Here is a 23380-nt window from a genome sequence, read left to right on the forward strand (position 1 = left end):
AAAAACGACTCTTACACGACGGGTAGATAAATGTTCATAATCTGAATACAATCACAAACTTATGTAAAAACACTCTTTGATTTATGGAAATTTTTGAACCATAGTTTATGAACAAATAAAAGAAAAAGAACAAGGATTAATTAAATGAGTGATTTCCAGATCGAAGAATCTTTTCCAACCCTTATTACCCCTAGAAAACACTTAAAATTTAATGACCTTATTGAGGAACTTCAAGCCAATAAGCCTAAGATAGAACAATTACTTCTTAAGAATGGCGCATTACTTTTTCGAGGCTTCCCACTCAATACTCCGGATCAGTTTTCCCATTTTATAGAAACACTCAAACTAGGTAAGTTTGTAAATTACCTCCTTGGGGACAGCCCTCGCGATAAGGTAATAAACAAAGTCTACACCTCTACAGAAACTCCGGCAGCAATCCATCTCCCCCTGCATCAAGAGCTTTCATATATTAAAAAGTTTCCTAAACATATTTACTTTTTTTGTCAAATTGCCCCAAAGCATCAGGGGGAGACCATTATTGCCGATGCACGAGAGGTTTATAAGTCCCTTAATCCAGAGATTATCCAGTGCTTTCAGGAAAAGGGCTTAACCTATGTATCACATTACTACTACAAAGACAGATTAATGAGAACGATTAATCGATTTGCCCGTTCACACAAATCTTGGGTAGAGGTATTTGAGACACATGATAAATCTGAGGTTGAAGACATCTGTCGTAATAATGAGGTTTCCTTCCAATGGTTACGTTCTGACTGGATTGAGTTAAAACAAAATAGACCAGCAGTGATGGCTCATCCCACCACTCATGAAACGGTATGGTTTAATCAGGCACATCTTTTTGATTTCAATCCCAGATTACTCGGTTTGTTGAATTATATTGGAGCGAAAATTCTCTATTGTCGCCCCTCAACATCACTACATGAAATACGATTTGGAGACGGTAGCCCTATTCCTCGTCATTATCTGTATCATATTCTCGATGTTTTAGATAAAAAAACCGTTGCCTATCCCTGGCAAAATGGTGATGTAATGGTATTGGATAATATTCTTGCAATGCATGGCAGAGCACCTTTTAAAGGCAAACGCCGAATTTTAACTTCCCTGACCATTTAGTATGCTTTTATAGCTTAGCATGTGTCATGATCTGAATAATATCCTGCCCCAGACTTTCTAAAAACGGAGCGCTAAGATTACCTGAAATAATCAGAAGTGCTTTATTCATTTTATCTCGTTCGAACCAAATGTTTAAAATATTTTTATCGACCATTCTATCACCTTGATGTGATTGTACTGGTTCCAAATCTAAAGCAAATATTTTTGTATCGTTCTGATTTGCAATAAAATTATTCATAATATTAACATTGATAAAAAAACAATTCGCTTTACTGGCTGTGAACACTCTGAAGAACATTCTCAATACTCGATAATCCAATCGATACTTTGAGAAAAATCGCGTATAGATCCTGGATAAACCACTGGATAATGCATTGCTTATCTTATTATTTTTCCATCCTTTCTTTAATAAACACCCCAGTTTTACTATGATTGGGCACGATTGATAAGGCGATGTATCAGTAATTGCTTGTTGTACTTCCCGTGATAATGCAAGAAAATCAGGGGCATGGTTCAAATTGATCTTGAGGATATCTGAACGGACAAAAAGACCTATAGCCCTATCATATTCTTCATTATCACGTGTGGATTTAACAAGATTAATAGATACCAGTTGGTTCTTGTTTTTTAATATATAAGGTTTTACACAAAAAGAAGCGGCCGCAGTCAAACTATCCGTCAGACACAGACGATGTTGAGAACAGAATGCTTCCAGTTGCTCAATCAGTGCATCAGATATCTCAAACTGACAGGTATTTACCGAATTCCCTTTTTTAATGATGTGTTCTTCAGGAAAATATAAGTACGGTATATCGTCCAGATAGCGCTCCCAGAAGTCCATATTTTTTTTCATTTCATTTTGGGTTCTGTGAATATCCTTCACTACATAATCTTTAAACTGACTTCTATCCGAATATATTGGTATCTCTTTATTGTGCAACGAGGCTAAATAATAATTGGACATAGTACTAAAAAATATTCCGGGAGATACTTCGTCACTGATTAAATGCGACAGCGCTATCTGCAGTTCGAAACGTTCATCCCCCAATCGAAATAATCGAAGTCTGAATAGATGATTATTTTTTTTCCAAGAACAATGCTGCAATACATCCAGAGAGTGAATTAAGGCATCTTCCTGTTGCTCTGGAGACAAATCCTTGATATCAATTTCCTCAATTTTAGGAGGAGGCAATTGTTGTCCTTGCTGGATTGGAGCAAAACGGGGAATACGATACCCAAGAATTGGATCATGTTTACATACAAAACCTACAGCGGCATTCAAACAATTTATATTGAGTGCACCTCGAAAACGTTTTCTATCAATAATGTTGAGTATTTTGGCTTTAGGATAAAATGCTCTCATTAACCAAAATAAAAACTGTAATTCACTTAAAGGAATGATGTGATAATCTGATGCTGCATCAGCGCTGATCTCATCTGGGTCAGAAGTAGGATTTGCTTTTTCAATCCACTGAGCTAATTCAGCAATGGTTGGAAACGTGTAAATATCCTTTAATGTAATATCCTTTTTTAAGCTGGATCTTATCTTGGTAAGAATACGTGCAGCAACCAGCGAATTCCCACCCAAATCGAAGAAATTATGATCAATACGAATATTGGTTACATGAAGCGCCTGCTCCCAGATCGTTTTAAGACCGAACTCTAACTCGGTACCAGTAAACAAGTTCTGATGAGTGATTGTTGAGTTAATTTCCGGCAGTTTTTGCCGTTCTATTTTACCATTGGAAGACAATGGAAGCGCCGATAAAATCTCAAAGAATGAAGGAACCATGTATTCAGGAAGATGTTCGTTCAAGTAAAGTCGTAAACTGCTCTGCTTTAATTCGATTGAATTTTGCGGAACACAATAGGCTATCAATTGCTTTTCAGAGGTTGGCGTATTGTCTAATTGTCTTGCAACAACAGCTACTTCCTTCATACCCGGATAAGTCATCAAACACGCTTCAATTTCCTCTGTTTGAATTCTAAAACCTCGAATTTTAACTTGATTGTCTTTACGTTCAATAAATTCAATAGTTCCATCGGGCAAAAAGTGACAATAGTCCCCTGTTTTATAGAGGCGATCGGAACTATTATCACTAAAAGGATCTTTGATAAAATTTTGTTCAGTGCTCTCTTTACGATTTAAATACCCTTTTGCTACACCTTTTCCACCAATATACAGCTCCGCTATTTCACCTGGTGGAACAGGATTGAGATGATCATCAAGAATATACAGTTGCGTGTTCAAAGCCGGCCTGCCGATAGGTATTTTATCTTTAAACTGATCAATAGTGTTTATGTCGACTTTAAGCCATGATGTCGCAACGGTTGCCTCTGTTGGTCCATATTCACAAAACATGATTTGTTCAGGAAATTGTTGTAACCAATCTTCAAGATCTTTAACAAAAAGTGAGTCGCCACCAAATACGATATACCTTAAAAACAAGTGTGTTTTTTCATTTAAAACGGCCTCTTTTAAATTTCTAAAATGACCTGGAGTCGTTTTCATAATAGTCACACGATGGTGCGCTAAATGATCCCTATATAAATACGGGTCCTTTTTCGTTTGAGAAGGACATATTACTATTTGTGCCCCTTGCATCATGGGAAAAAGAGTATTGGCTACGGCAAAATCAAATGAAATGGAAGAAGAAAAATCAAAAATATCATCATGATGTACTCCCAATGCTTTACTGAACCAGTGAATAAAGTACAAAACATTACTGTGTGTAATCATGACCCCTTTAGGAACTCCAGTTGAGCCAGAGGTATAAATTATATAAGCCAAGTCATCGGGTTGATTAATAGGAACCGGATTATTTAATGAATAATTACTTAATTCGGAACGTTGTTTATCAAAACACCAGATATGCGCATTAATGTCATCAAACAGATTTTTCTCAGTGGATTGAGTAAGAATCACATCAGCCTTGGTATCCTCCAAAATAAATCGGATGCGTGAAACGGGGTTGTCAGGATCTAAGGGCACGTAGGTACTGCCCGCTTTTAGTATAGCCAATATACTAATGAGCAAATCAAAGGAAGGTTTCATGCACAGGACGATCACTGATTTTTTATTACCACACAGCTGACGTAGATGATGGGCGAGTTGATTGGCTTTTGCATTCAACTCAGAATAAGTCAGATGTTCTTTATTAAATATAAGTGCAGTATGATTTGGGTTATTGGTTACCTGTTCTTCGAATAATGAGGGTAAAATATGATGGTGGGGAACATTAGATTCTGTTTTGCTCAATTCATGATATTTATTTTGCAGTTCTTCCATATCAATGCTCACAATCCCTGTAAGTATATAATTTAGTCTAGATCACATTATTATTTTTTGCATAATGTTTACAAACCAACAGTATTATGAGGCTCGCGACTTCCATTCATAGCATTGTTCCTTGAGAAGCCAGGCATTCTAAATGCTGCTCCGGGTTCATCTATTCACTCATTTTACGAAGTTATCAATACAATAAATGATGTCTATTTCAGATACTTATTCATCCAATCGTTATATCGTTGCAGTCTGTCTATCAGATAACTGGGAACAGATAGAGAATGATATTCATTAGGATAAATAACTAATTGGGTAGGAACATTTAATGATTTTAATGCCTGATATAATTGTTCTGAACCCTCACAAGGTACGTTAAAATCAAGCTTAGCGCACAAAAACAAGGTAGCTGTTTTAATCCGATACGCCTTCATAAAAGGATAACTTAACTTCATATATAAATCCGTACGTTCCCATGGCTTCCCTAATTCCAATTCGTATTCCAAAGTATATTGGTCAACCCCATAACCCGATAAAATATTTGCAGTTCCTGCACCAGAAAATGCAGCTTTAAAACGAGTATCACTGGCTATGACATAATCAGTTAGCATTCCACCATAACTCCAGCCACCTACCGCCAATCGTGCCGGATCAGCAACTCCTAAAGCAACGACATAATCTACGGCTGCCAAAACATCCTTAACATCAAGATTCCCCCAATCAGCATATATAGCCTTGGCAAAATCAAATCCTCGACCCGAACTGCCACGAGGATTAGGCGCAATAACTGCATACCCATTTGCAGCAAACCATTGAAATTCAAAATTAAACTCATGACTGAATTGATATACTGGACCCCCATGAAGATTTAAAAGTGCAGGATAGGATTTACCTTGTTGGTACTGAATAGGCTTTACTAATAAACCCTCAATAAGGACTCCATCAAAACTCTTGAACTGGATGTCCTCTGCTGGTTGAAATGTGACTTCACTCAATAGTTTTTTATTGTGTTGAGTTAAAGGAGTCAGGCGTGTACCGACCAGGAACAATTCCGCGGGATGTACATCATCAGTACTTAACACAATTAGTTTATCTTTACCTAATGCAAAATCGATATCGGTACGTAGGCCTTGCGTTATTTTGGTTGCTTGTCCTGTTGTACTGTCTATTTTATACAAATAAGTCGTTCTACTCTCTTCTATCAAGGCATAAATAGTTAATCCATCTGGCGACCATTTTGGTTTATAAAACCATTTATCCATAGGTGCAATAACCGATTCACTCCCATCAGCGACACGAACAACAGCCAGTTGTGTAGGTGAATAATAAATCCATTTATCTTCTTTACTACGTAGGTAAGCAATTTTCGTGCTATCAGGACTCCATGATAAATTGGACTCCAAATCGGGATCCATATCACTACCCATGTAATGAGTCAGTTGTCGCTCTTTTGCATGGGAAGTCGGTTCAATAATGTAAATATCATAATTAAGATGCCTGTCAGCATCTGTTCCTCGTTTAGTTACGTAGGCGATGTATTTACCGTCGGGAGACCAGGAAGGTAAGTATTCATCATGTTCTCCAGAAGTAAGTTGTGTTGTAGTTCCCGTTGCAATATTGATTACATATAAATGGTCATAAACATCCGTGAGATAACCACTGCCATCGGCTTTAAATTGAAATCGGTTAACTACAATCGGTTTATCCACTATCTCATCATCGGAACTTTGAGATTCATTACCAACAAAAGCAATGCTTTTAGAATCCGGTGACCAGATAAAATCATTGATTTCACCCTGAGTATGAGTTAACTGATGTCCCTTTCCCCCTTTTGCAGGCATTAACCAAACTTGGCTGGTTTCTTGATCACCTGCGTCCGAAAGATAGGCAAGCCAGTTACCATCGGGACTCCATTTAGGAAGAGAATTTGAGTATTCGCGAGACGCAGTAAGTTGTTGCGTGAATTTTCCATCTATAGATACTCGCCATATATTACTAAATGACGAATCAGTCTCCGCATTTAATTGAGAAACGCTATAAGCCACCCATTGGGCATCGGGTGAAATAGCTGGTTCGCTTACATCAGCGATACGATAAAGGTCATTGAGTTCCGGAACTCTTTTTTCAGTCCATCCATTTTCGTTAATAACACAACAAAAAATGATACATAAAACAGTACGCTTCATGTCAACAATTCCCTGTAGCTCATCATAGATTTTTGAAATGACGGGATCTGATATTAAAAAGTATAGGTTATTATTGAGCTTTTCTCCTTGCATCGAAAATAATCTCAATCATTCCTTATCTATAAATCCTCTCAAATGGACTTTTGTTGCTAAATTACATGACAGTTCTTACTGCAATAAATTTTGAGTGAACAGACCCGAATATAAAACCAAAACGTCTATAATTCTTATAAGGACTTCATTAACAAAGAGTCATAGCAACTTGAATTTTTACGCCTGATGTATGAGCAGTCATCAGTCAATCAGCAGAATTTATCCTGATACTGTTGACATCAAATACATAGACGCAACACAAAAACCAAGGTGGCCTACTAAACAAAGGTGCTAAGATTCCTATCAGGAGCAATGAGAAATGCCGAACGATCAAACCTCTTCAGAATTTTATAACGGGCTAAACAGTAATAAACCAAATGAAGAAAATCAAAAAATTCTCGATAAAGATCTGCGAACGGAAATGGTAAAAGAACCTCTTGATTTAAACAAAATTAACAGTCTCATTGATGCTGGAGCGGATATTAATAGTGTTTCAAATCACGGTATTTCTCTCTTAATGGTTGTAATTGCTGCAAATAATAACGCCTTATTTGATAAACTAATGTCAAAGGACGTTAATGTTAATCATGTTGATAATAAAGGTTTCAATGCATTAATTACTGCTGCAGTCATAGGAAATGAACACATGGTCAGAGATCTTCTGAAAGCAGGAGCAGATCCTCTGCATAAAAATAAGGCGCAACTTCGTATGCCTCCAATACCAAGCTTGAAAGCGTCAGAATGGGCAAGCTCAAAAAAGCATTCAAACATTTTAAGTATTTTAATGTCTGCAGAACACGCTGCATTAGAAAAAAATAATACGGGGCATTCTCTACTACCCCAGATATTAGTAAAACCCCAACCAGTCGCTAAAACTGCGGTTCATACCACTAAGTCGAATACAATTTCTTCATCTTCAGTTACCCTTACACCACAAAGCCTTCAACAAGCCCCTAAGGCACCATTAAACAACACAATAACTCCACCCTTCCCTAAAACAAAATCACAAAGCAAACCGGTTTTGAGTGAATTTGAACAACAATTTTTAAAGGCATTATTGGATAAAAATCATGAACTATTGTCTAAGGTTTTATTGTCAATCCCTTCAACAGAAAAAGCCAAGATAATCAACAAGCGATATGAGAATGGTGCAACCGCATTAATGCGTGCCATTGAAGTTGATGATTTAAATATGATCAAAATTTTAATTTTTCATGGAGCCGATCCCATGATGAAAGATAGCTTGAATCGCACTGCACAGGAGCAAGCCCTAAACGAAGGAAATCCACAAGTAATAAACTATTTATTACACGTAGTGAGAAATAAATCAACCAATGCTTCTCCTTCTAAACAAACACTTAAATCAACCTCAGCTCCACAAACAGATCCAGAATTAGAGTTATCTTTGGCAATTAAGTTGAATAAAGACATTAATGAAATTAAAAATATAATTCAGCGGGGTTCTATAGATATCTCAAAACTCAATTCTAAAGCTCAAAGTTACCTGGTTGAAGCGGTCCAACATAATCGACTCGATGTCGTAAACTATCTTATTGGAAAAAGGGTTAATTTAGATCAGGAACATAATGTCTACTTACCCGGCCGACCAAGTATTCCTTCACGGAATCAACCTCAAACAACCGCTCTGATTGAGGCAGCGCGTCTAATAGGTTCAACACAAGATTTAGAAGAATTAAAAAAAACATGTGCGATTATTAATAATCTTGTCGATCGTGGAGCAAATATCTATAAAAAGGACACGACATACAAAAACATGATAGATCACTTGCTTCCTTGTGTGGAACATCATCGACACAGAACATTTCTGATAGAGCAATTACAACGAAACATCCCGATATTATCCACTATGCGTCAAGAAAAAGTAGTATTAAATACTACAACCCCATCGAACTCTTCTTTATTGCAAGAAAGGACTGAAAGTACATTGGAGTCCCCTGTATTAGAAGAGTTTAACAAAAAAATGAATCTGTTTAAGGATAAAATTGATAATCTTATAGCGCGACGAGATCACCATAAGCCTGACTCAAAGGATTACCGATTATTAGAGAATGCAAGATTCAGTGCCAATACGCTTTACAACAAATTGAATGAAGAAAAAAATACATACCTTAAAAAAATAACACCTGAAAGCTATGAGCATTTTGAAAAAAACTGCAAAGAACATATAAATACCGCTCGAACAGTCCTCGATCAACATAGAGGGTGGTCTGAGTTTCTAGTTAATTTAGCAATAGGGGTCACAACTTTAGGGATTGGATTGCTTATAAAAGGTGCCGTCAATCTGGCAAATAATAAAAGCTTTTTGGCCGTACATCAAACCGACTCATCCAAAAAGCTGGACGAAATCGAAGACAGCATCCAGAATTCAAAACCCAAACCTTGAAACAGTTAATTAATGAATAATGGTAACGAACTATTGATTTAAAATCTCGCAAAATGACTCGAAGCCAAACTGTATTTCATTAAAACAATGCTTTTTTTCAAGCATCGACTTTAATTGAGCAGGAACAGGGATACTGATGTTTAATAATGGTTCAATCAATTCATTAAACTTGACTGGATGTGCCGTTCCTGCAAGTACCCATATTTTAGATGAATCAACTTCATTCAATCGATAATAGGATGTGGCTGTGTGAGGACAAAGAATGTACTGATGCCGATTATAACAGTCCACAATTGCTTGTATAATTTCATTATCTAATACGGATTGGACATTGATGCTCTTTTTAAATTGATTAAAGTCTCCAAATAAATCCATTAAACGCTCTAAATTACTTGGATCGCCTACATCCATTGCATTTGCCAAAGTTTTTATACTCGGTTTCGCCTTATATGTCCCAGAAGTCAAGTAATCAGTTAACACTCTATTCGCATTATTGGCTATCAATATTTCATCGATTGGAAAGCCTAAAAACTTAGCCCAATAACAAGCCGTAACATTTCCTAAATTACCGCTTGGCACAATATAATTTACGGATTTTTGATGACGTTTCGCCAGATTTATACTGGAGTAAGCATAATACACAATTTGTGGTAGTAGTCTGGCTATATTAATGCTATTCGCTGTAGTCAATTCACCCTTGAACTCATATTTTAAACACGCCATTTTGACTAATTGTTGACATTGATCGAAAGTACCCTTAACGGCCAGAGCATGAATATTATCCCCCCAACACGTAATTTGAGCCTGTTGCCTTAGACTGATTTTATCTTTTGGAAATAAAATATAACCTTCTATTCCTGATCTTCCATGTAAAGCACTTGCTACAGCACTACCGGTATCACCAGAGGTAGCCACCAGCACCTTGGTTGGTTTGTTTTGAGAAAGATACTGCAAACATTGAGCAAAAAATCGTGCTCCAAAGTCTTTAAAGGAAAGAGTAGGACCATGGAATAATTCAAGTACATAGTGAGTTTCTGTTAATGCCTTAAGTGGCAATGGAAATGAAAAAACATCCTTACAGAATTCATAGTCTATGTTAAGTACACTATTCCCAAAAAATGGCCTCAAGAGATGTAATGAAAAATCAATTAAATCAGAATATCCATAAAACTCTTCAATGGGTATTTTAGGAAATTGCTCTGGTACATATAACCCTCCGTCCCGAGCTAATCCACACAAAATGGCCTCGTCAATTGTTGCATGATCTTTTTTTCGGGTACTGCGCATATTATTCTTCTTCATCAACTACTCTAGCCCCAATTTTAGCTATGGAAGTGATAACGGAATCACATTGAACCCCATTTGTTTTAAATTTCCACACCATTCTATCTGCTACTTTTTGGGCAATTTGTTTTGTTCTAGCAAAGGCAAAAAGTGTTGGTCCAGATCCTGAAATAGAACAAGCCAATGCTCCATATTGGTATGCCACTGATTTAACATCATAGTAACAAGGAATCAAATGAGCTCGCATCGGCTCAATTAACTCATCAACCAAGGACAATTCTAATCGTTCATAATGTTCTTCATATAAAGCGCTAATAAATGATGCCATGCGCGCATTTTGTTTTGTAAATAAAGATAAACTGATTGACTCAGGTAAGACAGCTCTGGAATCACGTGTTTCTAGTTGAATGTGAGGATGAATGAACACGACATGCAAGGGTAATAATGGTAAATTTATAGACCGCAGGGGATCAGTAGATTCAATCAAGGTCATCCCGCCATAAAGACAAGGTATCACGTTATCAGCATGTTTCGCTCCACAGGCCGTTTGCTCACCTAATAATGCAAACTCAACCAATTGTTCAATCGGCAAAGGTTTGATTAAGAAACGATTTAAGGCTATCAATGCGGCAACACTGCTTGCGGCGGATCCTCCCAAGCCAGAGCTTAATGGAATGCCTTTCTTTATATTAATTTTAAAGCCTTGTTCCATTTTTAAAAATTCCAGCATCGCATTCAAAGCAACTGTTGCTGTATTTTTATTTACTGTAAAAGGAATGTTTTTTATACCAGTGATCGATTCAATTTCAAGACCAGGCACGTGTGATTTTTTTAAAGTAAGTTCATCACCTACTCCATCCACTGCAAATCCTAGGATATCAAATCCTACAATCACATTAGCACAGGTTGCAGGGGCAAAAACTTTTACGGTCTTTAATTGATTCATCATAGCATTGACGCCAGTTTTAACAAATCTGCAAAAACTCCAGCTGCAGTCACATATTTACCTGCCCCTGGTCCTTGGATTATCAAAGGTTGTTTATTGTATCTTCGGCTTTGAATTAACAGAATATTATCTGTTCCTGTTGTATTTGCAAAGGGATGTGAAGCCGGATATGCATTTAATTGAATACTTATTTTCCCATGTTCAATTATGCCAACATAAGCAAGGGCCGCATTATTTTTTAACAGCCTTTTAATCTTGTTTTCAATTGTTTTTTGATGAAGTGCCAAATTCTTTAAAAAATCGGGTATTGATACGTTTTTTAAGGCATTGGGAACCATATCCAATAATTTTACATCCTCAAGGACTAAATCATAGCCCAACTCTCTAGCCAGACAGACAAATTTTCTGGCAACATCAAGACCATTTAAGTCCTCTCTTGGATCGGGTTCTGTATATCCCAATTCATAAGCCTGAATCACACTGTCCGCGAAAGAAAATCCTTTGGCACACTGATGAAATATATAGGATAAAGTTCCCGATACAATACCTTCGATGCGTTTAATATTGTCACCCGTCGCGATCAAATCCTGAATGGTTTTTAATATGGGTAACCCGGCACAGACTGTTGTTTCATATAAATAATGTCGATTATTCGATTTAATTATGTCTTTTAACTGCTTGTAGTTCTGTAATTCCGAGGAATTTGCTTTTTTATTTGGGGTCACAATATGACAACCAAATTCAATGAATCGAGTATATTGACTCGCTATCTCTGCTGATGAAGTACAATCAACGATTACCGCATGGGGAATCTCCGGACTGGCTATGTGAGTCACAAAGTCGATTATATTTTTAGTTACCGAGTGTGACTTTAAATGCTCCTCCCAATCTTTTAAGTCTATGGATTGCTCATGAATTATCATATGTTGGGAATTCATTAAACCTCTGACTTTCAAATCAACATTTATTTCTCTTTTTAATCGCACTCTGTTTTTTTTTATCTGGCTTAACAAGGCTGCTCCAACTCCGCCGGGGCCGATTAAACCAATCGATAAGGTTTTACTCGATAAATAGAAGCCGCCGTGTAACACACGCAGGGCTTTTTGGGTTTGTTCTGCTTTAATTACCGCTGAGATATTTCGTTCAGAAGACCCCTGTGCAATCGCAAGAACATTGATATTGGCCTTAGCTAACATTTCAAAATATTTGGCTGCTACTCCAGGAGTACCAGACATCCGATCTCCTACAGCTGACACCACAGAACAATGCTCGATTAATTCAACGCTTTGCATTACTCCATGAGCTAATTCAAATATAAATTCATGTTGAATGAGTTTAACAGCGTGACTCCCATGTGCTCCATTCACAACAATACTGATTGAATGCTCAGAACTTGCCTGACTGATAAGGATTACTGAAATATTGCCTTTAGCCAAAGATTGAAATAAGCGCCCCGCTACGCCACACAACCCGGCTAACCCAGTACCCTCAATGTTAATAAGTGCCAAATCAGATATAGAACTCAATCCTTTAATAAGATATTCAGAACACTCTGAAGAAGAACTGATTATCGTTCCAGGACTGTTTACTTTAAAAAAATTTTTAATATGAATAGGAATATTGGCTTCAATAGCGGGTTGAACTGATTGAGGATGAAGTACCGTTGCGCCAAAATAGGCTAATTCAGATGCTTCCTGATAGCTTAAATCAGGAATAGCAAATGCGGATTTTACCCATTTAGGATCCGCGGTAAAGATTCCATCAATATCCGTCCATTTATACAATCGTTCTGCCATCACCAGTTTGGCAATAATCGCCGCGCTAAAATCAGTACCATTGAAACCTAACAAAGCCCTCAACCCGTTATGGGTGCGAGCGACAAATCCTGGCATTACTACGATGGGTGCATCAGTTCCTTTCATCAGTCGATGCAGTCTTTTTTTAGTTTCTACCCAATCAATGCTAATAAGCCCTTCATGAAAATCAACCGTTATAATTTGTCCTAAATCAATCCATGGCGCAGCCAATTTAGCGGCAATTATTTTGCTTGACCAGTATTCGCCATAGCCCAATAACCAGTTTTTTTGTTCTTCTGAATAAGCCCCTAAAAGAGATACACTATGCAGTAAGGACGCAATATCTTCTTTGTCTTTTAACAATAAATTCTGAATCGTCACGTCATCGGTTATTTTTTTGTTTAGTGACTGATGAAAGGTGATCAATTGGAGCAATTTGGTCAGATAATTTTTGCCAGTAGCAGCTAATCGAAGACACTCTAATAAAGCATCCGTAGTACCTTTAGATGCCGAAACCACTAGGATGCAGGGCGTAGAAGTGGTTATTTGGTCAACCTTTAGATAATCCTCTGCTGAACGCAAGCAACTTCCACCAAGCTTATTTACAACAGTCATAATAACACTCTTGGTTCTCATTCTGTTTCTTAAAGTTTAGCTTAGTTATTTAATTAAATAGTTCCTAATTCATAGGGTAGTGTATTGAACATTGATCAGCGTGGCGCGATTTCAGGTTATGGTGTGAGAAAACTAGAGATCTCCCATGAGCCTTAAGTTGTTTTAGACGCAATGGTTCGTTCAAAATGCATCGAGATCCCATTACAATGTCCTTCTCCCAGAGGGAGAAGGACATTGTAGCAAGATCTCAATACATTTTGAGATGAACTATTGAGCAATGAATTGGCAACGTCCCCAATACAAGCAATACTCTAATTTTTACGATTTGCAGTTATTTTGAATTTTACTGTCACTTCATCTTTGATTTGATCAGTACTGGCCCATTCACCTTGCCCCACACCAAATGTACTTCGCTTTATAGAGGTACTACCATTCACCACAGCATGGTTTTTCGGTGATTCTTCCGCAGTGAATGTTAAAGTAACTGGAGATGATTTATCCCTAATTGTCAGGATACCATCCGCTTCATAGGTTTTCTCACCAATCTTGTTGAATTTGGTCGCTTTAAACTCCGCTTTAGGGAACGCTTTCACATCAAACCAGTCAGGAGCAGTTAAGGTGGTAGTAATATCAGCATATGAAGCAGTGATTGAAGTCATATCAATAACGATATGAATTGAGCTTGCCTTATAATTATCAGGATCAACGAAAATCTCGCCCGTAAACTTTTTAAATGAGCCTGTCACAGGAGCATTATTTTGTGTACCAGTAAAAGTCAGCTCACTTTCGGAGGGGATTATGTCCCATTGAGGTGGAGTTGCTGCCTTAATAGTAAACGAGAAACAAACAAACAATAGTCCTAAAAGCCTATATAAACCTGATTTCATGGCAACATTCTCCTTAATATATCATCCTTGTTTATAAAATGGTGTTTTAAAGCTGCGGCAGTATGCAGCATTATCGCACCGATAAGAGCATACCCTAACCATTCGTGTATCCATTCAAACAATACTCTATTGTGCTCGTCTGGTGCTACTAGATTTGGCAAAGTAAACAGACCAAAAAATGATGCGGGTAATCCAGCTGAAGAAGTGATTAACCATCCGGTTATTGGCATGGCAAACATAAAACAATAAAAAGCCCAATGCATGCTTCGTGCAGCTATTTTTTCCAATAACGGTAATGCTAACTCAGGCATCTGATTGCTCAAACGCCATATAATTCTGATTATTGCCAGGAACAGTACCAGAAATCCATATTCCTTATGCCATCCATAGAGCTTCAGCTTTTCCAGACTGATTGGAAGATTGACCATATACAAACCCAATATCAATAATCCAATAATAAGAAATGCGATAATCCAGTGTAATGAGATCGCAACTATTCCAAAACCTGAACTGGTGTTTTTAATGTGCATAACATTCCCTTATTTCTTATCCTGATACGCCTCAGCTCCTATTTGCAAGGTGACTTCATCACCCAGATCAGGCAGTAAGGTGTTTATACCAAAATCAGAACGTTTGATAGTCCCCGTTGCAGTAAACCCTACTGTATTTTTGTTATTAATCGGATTCACACCGACTTTATTAAGCGTCACATCAAGAGTTAGTGGTTTACTTACTCCATGTAAAGTCAATGTACCCTCTACTTTTGCTGTTGTATCACTTAATACATCTACTTTATTACTTACAAAAGTTGCCTTGGGAAATTGCGCCACATCGAAGAATAACTTCCCTTTCAAATGTTTATCCAATTCAGGAATTCCCGTAACAACATCAGCCACGTTGACCGTCACATTAACCTTGCTTTGATCGGGATGCTCCTTATCAAGAACAAGTTCCCCACTAGCATACCATTTGCCGGCTTGAGTAGAAAAACCCAAATGTTTGATAGTCCATAATATATAGGTATGTTGATTATCTAAAGTAAAAGTCTCTGGAGCTGCATAAGCTACGTTAAAACAAGTCCACATAGATAGGATGGAAAGGATTAAAGACGACAGATATCTTTTCATTTGGATTTCCTTATATATTATTAAAATAAAATTGAATGTGATTTATTTTCCAGCTTCAAGAGAGCCGCCAACGATTTTTTCACATAATCCTTTTGGCATGAGTAAAAACGCGTCTTTTTGTTTGTCCTTCGTTGCTGACCCAGCACAGGATGCTGTAGCGGTCGCGCAATCATTCATACCGGTCTTGACGATTCCGTAGCATTTTTCAGTAGCTGGAGCCGCAGCTGTACTATCTGCCGAAGCATTATTTGCTGAGACCAGTACAAAAAATGCTGCCATGGCTGTATGAATAATTTTATCTAACTGTGTCATCCCTAACCTCCTGATTAAATTAATAATGCCTCTTTGTACCTGAATCAAAAAATCCTTACAACTTTATAAAGTTACTACGGTATTTAAGTTATAGAATAGCGCTTAAATAGTCAAAAGCTTTTCTGGCATATTCCAATGGCGGTGCTTTCACAGGATCCTGCTCTGCCTCAACTATCATCCATCCCTCATAGTGAATACTATTCAATGCTCTAAAAATTGGAGCGAAATCAATAGATCCATCTCCCGGAACCGTAAATACCCCTGCTCTGACAGCATCCATAAAAGTTAACTGTTCTACTTCAGTTTGTTTTAATACTTCTGGACGTATGTCCTTAAGATGCACATAGCGAATTCTGTCTCCATATTTGGCGATTAAATTTAATGGATCTACCCCTGCGAATACAGCATGACCCGTATCCAGTAAAAGAGAAAGCAATTGAGGACTGGAATTCTGCATCAGGTAATCTATCTCATGTTCATTATAAACACCGGTTCCGGCATGATAATGATAGACAATTTTCATATTAAAATCATAGGCTATTCGACCTATTGCATGAAGTCCATTAATTAAATGTCCCCACTGTTCCTGACTGAATTCTGGTTTATAAGGACTCATTATTGCTAATTGTGTTCCCTGTATTGCATGACCGCATTCACACACATTGATGTAAGACGCACCCATAGCGCGCATAAAACTCAAATGATCCAAAAATCGAGATAAGGTACTTTGGTATTGATTAGGCTCGGTAAAAAAGGTACTGAACCATGCGCTCGATAACTGAAGTCCTTGCTCTGTTAAAGCATTTTTTAACATTGTGACGTCTCGTGGGTATTTATTTCCCAATTCGGTACCAACATATCCAGCCAAAGACATTTCCCTGATACACTGCTCGAAGCTGATGTCTTTACCTAAATTGGGGTCGTCGTCATTGCACCAGTTAATTGGAGCAATACCTAATTTAATATTCATTCTAGATTCCTTAACAATAGAGATCTGAGCTCACAAATTCAGTTTATCAACCCATAATATAACGTTCACCTGACATGAGTGACCCATACAGATCATTCCAGGTTGAACCACCCATTTCCGTGCATTAATTTCAATAGAACCTAACACGATCGATCTGCTCATTCATTTGATGATGAGCTTTAGTCACAGCATCGGAACTGGATACTTCCGCAACTCCAACTCGCCACCAGGTTTGATAACCCTGACTCATAGTCTTTGGTAATACCGGTAAAACAATAACGGTAGCGACCGGTTCTTCTTTTGCTTTTTTTAAAGACTCTCCCAGCTGCTGATAGGTATCTGCAAAATACGTTTTAGCGCCTAATCCGGCAGCATATTGACAAAAATCGATAGGTAAATACTGACCTGTTAAACTGTTAGTTTCTGAGTTTCTGTAACGAAATTCATTACCAAATCCATTACTGCCATTACCTTCCTGTAAATTTCTGATGCACTGAAACCCATGATTATCAAAAATAATAATCGTAATTTTCTTTTGCTCCTGAATACAGGTTAATAATTCAGAATGCATCATAATAAAACTGCCATCACCTACTAATACATAAACCTCACCAGGTGAATTTTCTTTAGCTAATGAAACGCCTAAACCTGCCGCAACTTCGTAACCCATACACGAATAAGCATATTCCAAATGATAGTCTTTAGGTTTCCTTGATTTCCAGATTCGATGCAAATCACCTGGTAAACTTCCAGCTGCACCTATAATGACATCGTCTTCCGTGACAAAACGGTTCAATTCAGCCAACACAGCAGTTTGATGTAAGCCTTTGCTGCCCGAATCAGGTGGCGTACACAGACGTTTCAGCTCTTGCTCCCATTCTGACTTGTACTGTTGAATTATTCGTTGATATTCTGAAGGAGTTTGATAATTGCCCATGGAGATGTCTAACTGTTCCAATCCGGTTCTGGCATCCCCTTTTAACATTAATGCATTCATTTTCATCGCATCAAGTCGTGATACATTTAAATGAAGCAATCGGCACTGAGTATTTTTAAATCCCCATTTTGACGCGGTAGTAAAATCCTGTAAGCGGGAACCAACTACCAAAATAACATCAGCCTGCGCAGCCAATAAATTTGCAACTTCAGATCCGGTTACTCCGATACCCCCTACGTTCATGGGATGCTCACTTGATAAACTGCTTTTACCTGCCTGCGTTTCAGCAACAGGAATGGCATGGCGCAGGGCAAATTCAGATAGAGTCTGTGTAGCCAGAGAATAATGTACTCCACCACCTGAGATAATCAGCGGTCTTTTAGAGTTCAATAGGAGTTGGGTCGCCTCAACAAGTGCTCGCTCACTTAAGCTCTCTCGTTCAATATGCCAAAGTCGCTTTTCAAAGAAAGAACTATCATATTCATAGGATTCAGCCTGCACATCCTGAGGTAGACATAAGGTTACGGCCCCCGTTTCTATTGAATCAGTTAACACCCTCATTGCGTTCATGCACGCAGTGATTAATTGCTCAGGTCGTGTAATCCTGTCCCAGTATTTACTCACTGGTTTAAAGCAGTCATTCACTGAAACGGTGTAATCATGAGGAACTTCCAATTGCTGTAATACCGGATCAGGCTGTCTGCAACTGAACACATCTCCAGGTAATAATAATAAAGGAATTCTATTGGTTGTCGCTGTGGCAGCAGCCGTAATCATATTGGTAGCGCCAGGACCTATAGAAGAAGTGCAGGCTATGATACCCAACCGATTTTTTTGTTTGGCATAAGCAGTTGCAACATGGGCCATTCCCTGTTCATTATGACCTTGATAATAAGTAATTCCATAATTACCGTATTCCAGCGCTTCACCTAGTCCTGTTACATTGCCATGACCAAAAATACCAAACATTCCATTAACGAACTGAAACTCATTTCCATCAAGAACCACATATTGATTCGCTAAAAACTTCAATAAAGCTTGAGCCATAGTTAATCTGACTTTCATTATCTGAACTCCTGAATCTTATTTATTGTTCCATACTCTTTGATTGGCTCTGTTTGTCCTGGTCCATTCATGTTCCTTTCTAAAAGTAGGTATACCATAAGGATTATCTTTTAAATGGCGGATGAACCACAGGGTATATAAAGCGTAACCTGGAGCAGTACAATGAGCGTGCTCCTGACCATTTGCGATTTGATATGTATCATAGTGCTCAATTCGCAATACCTCTTTCCCATTTTCCCCAAAAGCATATCCTTGTGGTTCAGAAAATCGGTAATGATATATTTCTGGCTGATCATGATAATGAGAAGGATAACTCGACCATCGCCCTTGAAATGTAATAATTTCTCCAACAACAAGATTTGAATCAGGTCTGTTCCGTTTATCAAATACGGTCCTGACAATGCGATACGAGGTATCATCCAGAATATCTTTTCCTCTATCATCCAGTTCCAATAGATTGGTCTCATTAAAAAGTACTGGTGTAAAATATTGATTATTGATTGTTTCAATCAGTAACACTTCACAATCACTTAGCGCGACAACAGAAGCAATTTCACCTGTTGCGCAATGCAGGACCATAGGTGCCTGTGAAAAACAGTCAGATCGTTCTGCTTCGATACTTTGATTATCAAACTGAAATAGTACTCTGCCTGTAAGCAATAAGGCGGCAAATTCATAGTGACTATTAAAATGAAACTGTTGCCCCATAGTGAGTTTGACTGAACTAAAATTCATTCCAGTATTGTGTTGGGACTGATCCATGCTCACTATAGAATTTCGGCCATTGATAAAACCAAGCGGTTTTTTTATCAGGCAAGAGGACGGTTCCACCGGGTTATGCTGTTCATGCAGTTGCAATAAATAACTGCTTTTCCAAACGAAAGGATCCTTGTCGTATTCCTTAATGAAGTAGTCTAACTCTTCTTTAAAAGGTATGGCAGGAGCACATCCATGTCGAGTAACAACCAATGCACCACAGGCGTTACCAAAAGTAGTTGCCTCTTCCCAGGATTTCCCTTGCAATAGTCCTGACAATAAGCCGGACATAAATCCATCGCCAGCACCGAGTACATTGAGTACCTCTACCGGAAATGATCGCGATTTTAAAACCTTGGAATCTCTGCCAAAATCCACGGAGGCACCCTGTTCACCCAGTTTAATTACGACAGGTGCCTGAGTAAATGTTCTGATGTGACTCAGTGAAGCAGTAAGATCATCGTGTCCTCCTGCGATGCAAATTTCCTCTTCAGTTCCAACAATCAAATCGCAATGAGTCAGTATCTCCTGATAGGTTTTACTTACCTCAAGACTATGACAATAGCGTGTCTCGCCATTCCCTAAAGCGGTTAAACCCCACAGAACCGGTCGATAATCCAGGTCCAGGATCACTAAGGTTTCAGCATTTCTCGCGAGATTGATAACCTGTTTTGTGGTTTTTCGCATAGAGACCGTAGATAATCCTGTTCCAGTAATTAAAATCGCTTTGGATTTCTCCAAATCTGATTTGGAAATGTGGTGTGGCATCAACTGCATATCGGCGCACTGAGTACGGTAAAATATCAGCGGGAAATCATTCGGTGGTTTAACACCCAAAAGAACCAGTCCCGTTAAATGCTGTGCGGTTTCATACAGCAGGTCGATATTCACTCCCTCCTTGCTTAACTCCTGTTTTAAAAAAGCACCCATTTCATCCTGGCCAACACAAGAAAACATCATGGTGTTTAACCCCAGTCGCGAAGTTCCTACCGCAATATTCCCTGCACAACCACCTAAATACTTTTTAAAACTGCTGGCATCTTTTAATGAACTACCAATTTGTTCAGAATAAAGATCAACCGCAACGCGCCCCATGCAGATTAGGTCTACAGGTCGTTTTGAGTCATAGTAAAAATTCTTATACATCTTTTTTCCTCAATCAAGACATACTGGCAATCGGGTTTCCAATGATTGCTTTGCCGCTTTGGCAATACGCAATGTCTGTAAGCCATCATCTCCAGAAACTGGGCTTGGTTTATTATTTGCCCAGGCATCATAAAATGAAGCCAGCTCACCAATAAACGCCTGATGGTATCGCTCCAGGAAAAAATACTGGGGATTAGCATGACCTGTATCCGTTTTAGAATAATGATGTACAGAGTGTTCCAGTTGATTGGCAGCTAATAACATGCCTTTCTCACCAAAAACCTCTATTCTTTGGTCATAACCATAAACAGCCTGTCTGCTGTTATCGATAACGGCCAACGTGCCATTGGCAAAGCGTAACTGGATAATTGCAGTATCGACATCATCATATTCTGCAAAATCAGGGTTTATCAGCACAGCTCCTGTTGCATAGACTTCAGTAACCTCAGATTGAGCTAAAAACCGCGCCATATCAAAATCATGAATGGTCATGTCCATAAACATACCGCCAGATGTAGCAACGTATTCTTTGGGCGGGCAGGCCGGATCACGCGAAGTAATCTTGACGATATGAGTTGCTCCAATTTCACCTGCATGGACTCTTTTTTGCAAGTTGGCAAAACTGGGATCAAATCGACGATTAAAACCAAGTTGCAACAAAGTTTTATTGGATTTGACCAGCTGAAGCACATCAATAATTTCATTCTCATCCAAACCTATAGGCTTTTCGCAAAATATTGCTTTACCGGACTCACTCGCCGCCTTGATGTGTTCCAAATGCATGGTAGACGGTGATGCAATCAAAACCGCATCCAGATCTGGATGAAACAAAACATCTTCTACTTTATGGGATAAATTGGGGATAGAGAGTCGTTGAGCCCACTGTTTATCCAAACAGGGGTCAGCAATTACTTTCAAATCAAATTGTGGCAAATGATACTTAATATGCTCAGCATGCAGTTTACCTATTCTTCCCGCCCCGATTATCCCAATACGACATAATTTATTATTCATCATTATTAATCCATAAGTAGTTCAAATTGTTTGGTTTTTCTTTTATCTGACACCGGTTGTCCAATGTCTCTAACTTTTTTGCCAGCCATCAGTTGTTCTTCGATTTTCTCCAGAGAAATACCGGTTGTTTCGGGTACAAAATAATAAACGAACGCGAATGCAAGCAGGCAAAACGAACCAAACATGGAAAAAGTAAGAACTTGACCAAACGATTGATACACCGCCAGAAAAGAAATAGAAATCACAAAATTGGCGCCCCATTGCACTACTGTTGCGATACTCATAGCGATCCCCCGAACCTGAAGAGGATAAATCTCGGAGATTAATACCCAAAATAAAGAACCAACACTGATGCAATAACCGATAACATAGGTGGAGAATAAACCGAGTATCCAGAATTTTTGACCCGGTAAGCTGTAATTAAAAACAATGCTCACCGCAAATAAACTCAGAGCGGCAATAAAGGTGCCGCTTAAAAGTAAAAATCTTCTGCCTAATTTATCAATGCAAAACAAGGTAATTAGAGTAAACAGAAAATTAATTACTCCCATACAAAAAGTTGCCAGGATTGCATTTTTAACAGGAAAAAAACCTGCGGATTCAAAAATAACCGGGCCATAATACATCACTGCATTGATACCGGAGAACTGTTGAAATATACCAAGACCTATGCCTACTAATAAAACAGATACAATTGGAACCTTAAAAAGGAGGCTGAAGTTGGGTTTACTACTACCTAAATGGATATTGATTTCGTCCAGCTCTTTATGAATGTTGTACTCTGCTGGTCTAATGCGACTGAGCGCCTTCAAAGTTTCATCCCTGCCCTGTTTTTTCATAATCCATCGTGGCGAGTGGGGTACACAAAACATTCCAAGAAATAAGATCAGGGCGGGAATACTACCCATCCAAAATAAATAACGCCAACTGGCTGATGAATAATCATGGAGTAGATAGCCGATTAAATAGGCTACTGCCTGACCAAAAGTAATCGTTAATCCATTGATTAAAACCAAAGTCCCTCTACGATGAGGTGGAGCAATTTCTGAAATAAATAAAGGAGCAATATAAGAAGCGATACCGATACAAACGCCAATGATAAAGCGACCGATTAATAAAGGATAAAGGCTATGCGTTAAAGCACAAATCGCGGTTCCTGCAATAAACCCCAAAGCCACCGTTTTTAATAAAGATCGCCTGCTCACACGATCCGCAAAAATCCCACTTAACGGAATCCCGAATATACAACCCAATAAACTGATACTCACTACCACTGACCATTGCAGTTCAGAAAGTGCCAGCTGTCCCATCACCTGATCTTTTACATCAGCTATAACACTGGAGTCAAAACCAAATAAAAAGCCACCAAAACCAGCGATAACGGCGACGACCAATACAAAAGAATTCATTCCCTTATTCATGTGA

The 23380-nt window shown here is 38.4% G+C and carries 16 protein-coding genes; 2 read left to right on the forward strand and 14 right to left on the reverse strand.

Annotation, left to right across the window (positions count from 1 at the left end):
• The first annotated feature begins 144 nt into the window (after positions 1-144).
• On the forward strand, positions 145-1134 hold the full coding sequence (locus IZU94_RS02735) for a TauD/TfdA family dioxygenase (RefSeq protein ID WP_203107751.1): 990 nt from the start codon (positions 145-147) through the stop codon (positions 1132-1134).
• 7 nt (positions 1135-1141) lie between these two features.
• Here the strand turns inward: IZU94_RS02735 and IZU94_RS02740 are convergent, their stop codons facing one another.
• Both IZU94_RS02740 and IZU94_RS02745 read right to left on the reverse strand, forming a co-directional pair.
• Positions 1142-4423: a non-ribosomal peptide synthetase gene (locus tag IZU94_RS02740; protein ID WP_203107753.1), complete on the reverse strand. Its 3282-nt coding sequence runs from the start codon at positions 4421-4423 to the stop codon at positions 1142-1144.
• A 203-nt stretch (positions 4424-4626) separates the two neighbouring features.
• Positions 4627-6603: a S9 family peptidase gene (locus tag IZU94_RS02745; RefSeq protein WP_203107756.1), complete on the reverse strand. Its 1977-nt coding sequence runs from the start codon at positions 6601-6603 to the stop codon at positions 4627-4629.
• 412 nt (positions 6604-7015) lie between these two features.
• Between IZU94_RS02745 and IZU94_RS02750 the strand changes: the two genes are divergently transcribed.
• Complete coding sequence (locus IZU94_RS02750) at positions 7016-9100, forward strand: ankyrin repeat domain-containing protein (protein WP_203107757.1); 2085 nt, start codon at positions 7016-7018, stop codon at positions 9098-9100.
• A 30-nt stretch (positions 9101-9130) separates the two neighbouring features.
• Here the strand turns inward: IZU94_RS02750 and thrC are convergent, their stop codons facing one another.
• From thrC to IZU94_RS02810, 12 genes are all read right to left on the reverse strand, one after another.
• A complete protein-coding gene (thrC, locus tag IZU94_RS02755; protein WP_203107759.1) occupies positions 9131-10402 on the reverse strand; it encodes a threonine synthase in 1272 nt (423 codons plus the stop codon).
• A complete protein-coding gene (locus IZU94_RS02760; protein ID WP_203107761.1) occupies positions 10389-11333 on the reverse strand; it encodes a homoserine kinase in 945 nt (314 codons plus the stop codon). Before IZU94_RS02760 ends, thrC begins: the two co-directional genes overlap by 14 nt.
• Positions 11330-13741 carry a bifunctional aspartate kinase/homoserine dehydrogenase I gene (gene thrA / locus IZU94_RS02765; RefSeq protein WP_203107763.1) on the reverse strand — a complete coding sequence of 804 codons (2412 nt, stop codon included), beginning with the start codon at positions 13739-13741 and terminating at the stop codon, positions 11330-11332. Before thrA ends, IZU94_RS02760 begins: the two co-directional genes overlap by 4 nt.
• Before the next feature lie 311 nt (positions 13742-14052).
• A complete protein-coding gene (locus IZU94_RS02770) occupies positions 14053-14628 on the reverse strand; it encodes a YceI family protein (protein WP_203107765.1) in 576 nt (191 codons plus the stop codon).
• Positions 14625-15158, reverse strand: a complete 534-nt coding sequence (locus IZU94_RS02775) for a cytochrome b (protein WP_203107767.1) — start codon at positions 15156-15158, stop codon at positions 14625-14627. The genes IZU94_RS02770 and IZU94_RS02775 overlap by 4 nt, the downstream gene beginning before the upstream one ends.
• Positions 15159-15167: 9 nt before the next feature.
• A complete protein-coding gene (locus IZU94_RS02780) occupies positions 15168-15755 on the reverse strand; it encodes a YceI family protein (protein WP_203107769.1) in 588 nt (195 codons plus the stop codon).
• A 42-nt stretch (positions 15756-15797) separates the two neighbouring features.
• Positions 15798-16067: a BufA1 family periplasmic bufferin-type metallophore gene (locus IZU94_RS02785; RefSeq protein ID WP_203107771.1), complete on the reverse strand. Its 270-nt coding sequence runs from the start codon at positions 16065-16067 to the stop codon at positions 15798-15800.
• Positions 16068-16155: 88 nt separating this feature from the next.
• Positions 16156-17037 (reverse strand): myo-inosose-2 dehydratase, encoded by an 882-nt coding sequence (gene iolE, locus IZU94_RS02790; protein WP_203107773.1) that lies wholly within the window; start codon positions 17035-17037, stop codon positions 16156-16158.
• A 130-nt stretch (positions 17038-17167) separates the two neighbouring features.
• Positions 17168-19039 (reverse strand): 3D-(3,5/4)-trihydroxycyclohexane-1,2-dione acylhydrolase (decyclizing), encoded by a 1872-nt coding sequence (iolD, locus tag IZU94_RS02795; protein ID WP_203107775.1) that lies wholly within the window; start codon positions 19037-19039, stop codon positions 17168-17170.
• 18 nt (positions 19040-19057) lie between these two features.
• A complete protein-coding gene (iolC, locus tag IZU94_RS02800; RefSeq protein ID WP_203107777.1) occupies positions 19058-20941 on the reverse strand; it encodes a 5-dehydro-2-deoxygluconokinase in 1884 nt (627 codons plus the stop codon).
• 9 nt (positions 20942-20950) lie between these two features.
• Positions 20951-21955, reverse strand: coding sequence for an inositol 2-dehydrogenase (gene iolG, locus IZU94_RS02805; protein ID WP_203107861.1), 1005 nt, complete (start codon positions 21953-21955; stop codon positions 20951-20953).
• 5 nt (positions 21956-21960) lie between these two features.
• On the reverse strand, positions 21961-23376 hold the full coding sequence (locus tag IZU94_RS02810) for a sugar porter family MFS transporter (protein ID WP_203107779.1): 1416 nt from the start codon (positions 23374-23376) through the stop codon (positions 21961-21963).
• Between the last annotated feature and the right edge of the window lie 4 nt (positions 23377-23380).

This window comes from Legionella bononiensis (assembly GCF_016786215.1).
GTDB classification, from domain to species: domain Bacteria; phylum Pseudomonadota; class Gammaproteobacteria; order Legionellales; family Legionellaceae; genus Legionella; species Legionella bononiensis.

Excerpts from the sequence above, each read along its gene's own strand:
- iolE (WP_203107773.1), bottom strand. The coding sequence starts at position 17,037 with ATGAATATTAAATTAGGTATTGCTCCAATTAACTGGTGCAATGACGAC.
- thrA (WP_203107763.1), bottom strand. The coding sequence starts at position 13,741 with ATGACTGTTGTAAATAAGCTTGGTGGAAGTTGCTTGCGTTCAGCAGAG.
- IZU94_RS02810 (WP_203107779.1), bottom strand. The coding sequence starts at position 23,376 with ATGAATAAGGGAATGAATTCTTTTGTATTGGTCGTCGCCGTTATCGCT.
- IZU94_RS02785 (WP_203107771.1), bottom strand. The coding sequence starts at position 16,067 with ATGACACAGTTAGATAAAATTATTCATACAGCCATGGCAGCATTTTTT.
- IZU94_RS02775 (WP_203107767.1), bottom strand. The coding sequence starts at position 15,158 with ATGCACATTAAAAACACCAGTTCAGGTTTTGGAATAGTTGCGATCTCA.
- IZU94_RS02770 (WP_203107765.1), bottom strand. The coding sequence starts at position 14,628 with ATGAAATCAGGTTTATATAGGCTTTTAGGACTATTGTTTGTTTGTTTC.
- thrC (WP_203107759.1), bottom strand. The coding sequence starts at position 10,402 with ATGAAGAAGAATAATATGCGCAGTACCCGAAAAAAAGATCATGCAACA.
- iolC (WP_203107777.1), bottom strand. The coding sequence starts at position 20,941 with ATGTATAAGAATTTTTACTATGACTCAAAACGACCTGTAGACCTAATC.
- iolD (WP_203107775.1), bottom strand. The coding sequence starts at position 19,039 with ATGAAAGTCAGATTAACTATGGCTCAAGCTTTATTGAAGTTTTTAGCG.
- IZU94_RS02740 (WP_203107753.1), bottom strand. The coding sequence starts at position 4,423 with ATGGAAGAACTGCAAAATAAATATCATGAATTGAGCAAAACAGAATCT.
- IZU94_RS02750 (WP_203107757.1), top strand. The coding sequence starts at position 7,016 with ATGCCGAACGATCAAACCTCTTCAGAATTTTATAACGGGCTAAACAGT.
- IZU94_RS02760 (WP_203107761.1), bottom strand. The coding sequence starts at position 11,333 with ATGATGAATCAATTAAAGACCGTAAAAGTTTTTGCCCCTGCAACCTGT.
- IZU94_RS02745 (WP_203107756.1), bottom strand. The coding sequence starts at position 6,603 with ATGAAGCGTACTGTTTTATGTATCATTTTTTGTTGTGTTATTAACGAA.
- IZU94_RS02780 (WP_203107769.1), bottom strand. The coding sequence starts at position 15,755 with ATGAAAAGATATCTGTCGTCTTTAATCCTTTCCATCCTATCTATGTGG.
- iolG (WP_203107861.1), bottom strand. The coding sequence starts at position 21,955 with ATGAATAATAAATTATGTCGTATTGGGATAATCGGGGCGGGAAGAATA.
- IZU94_RS02735 (WP_203107751.1), top strand. The coding sequence starts at position 145 with ATGAGTGATTTCCAGATCGAAGAATCTTTTCCAACCCTTATTACCCCT.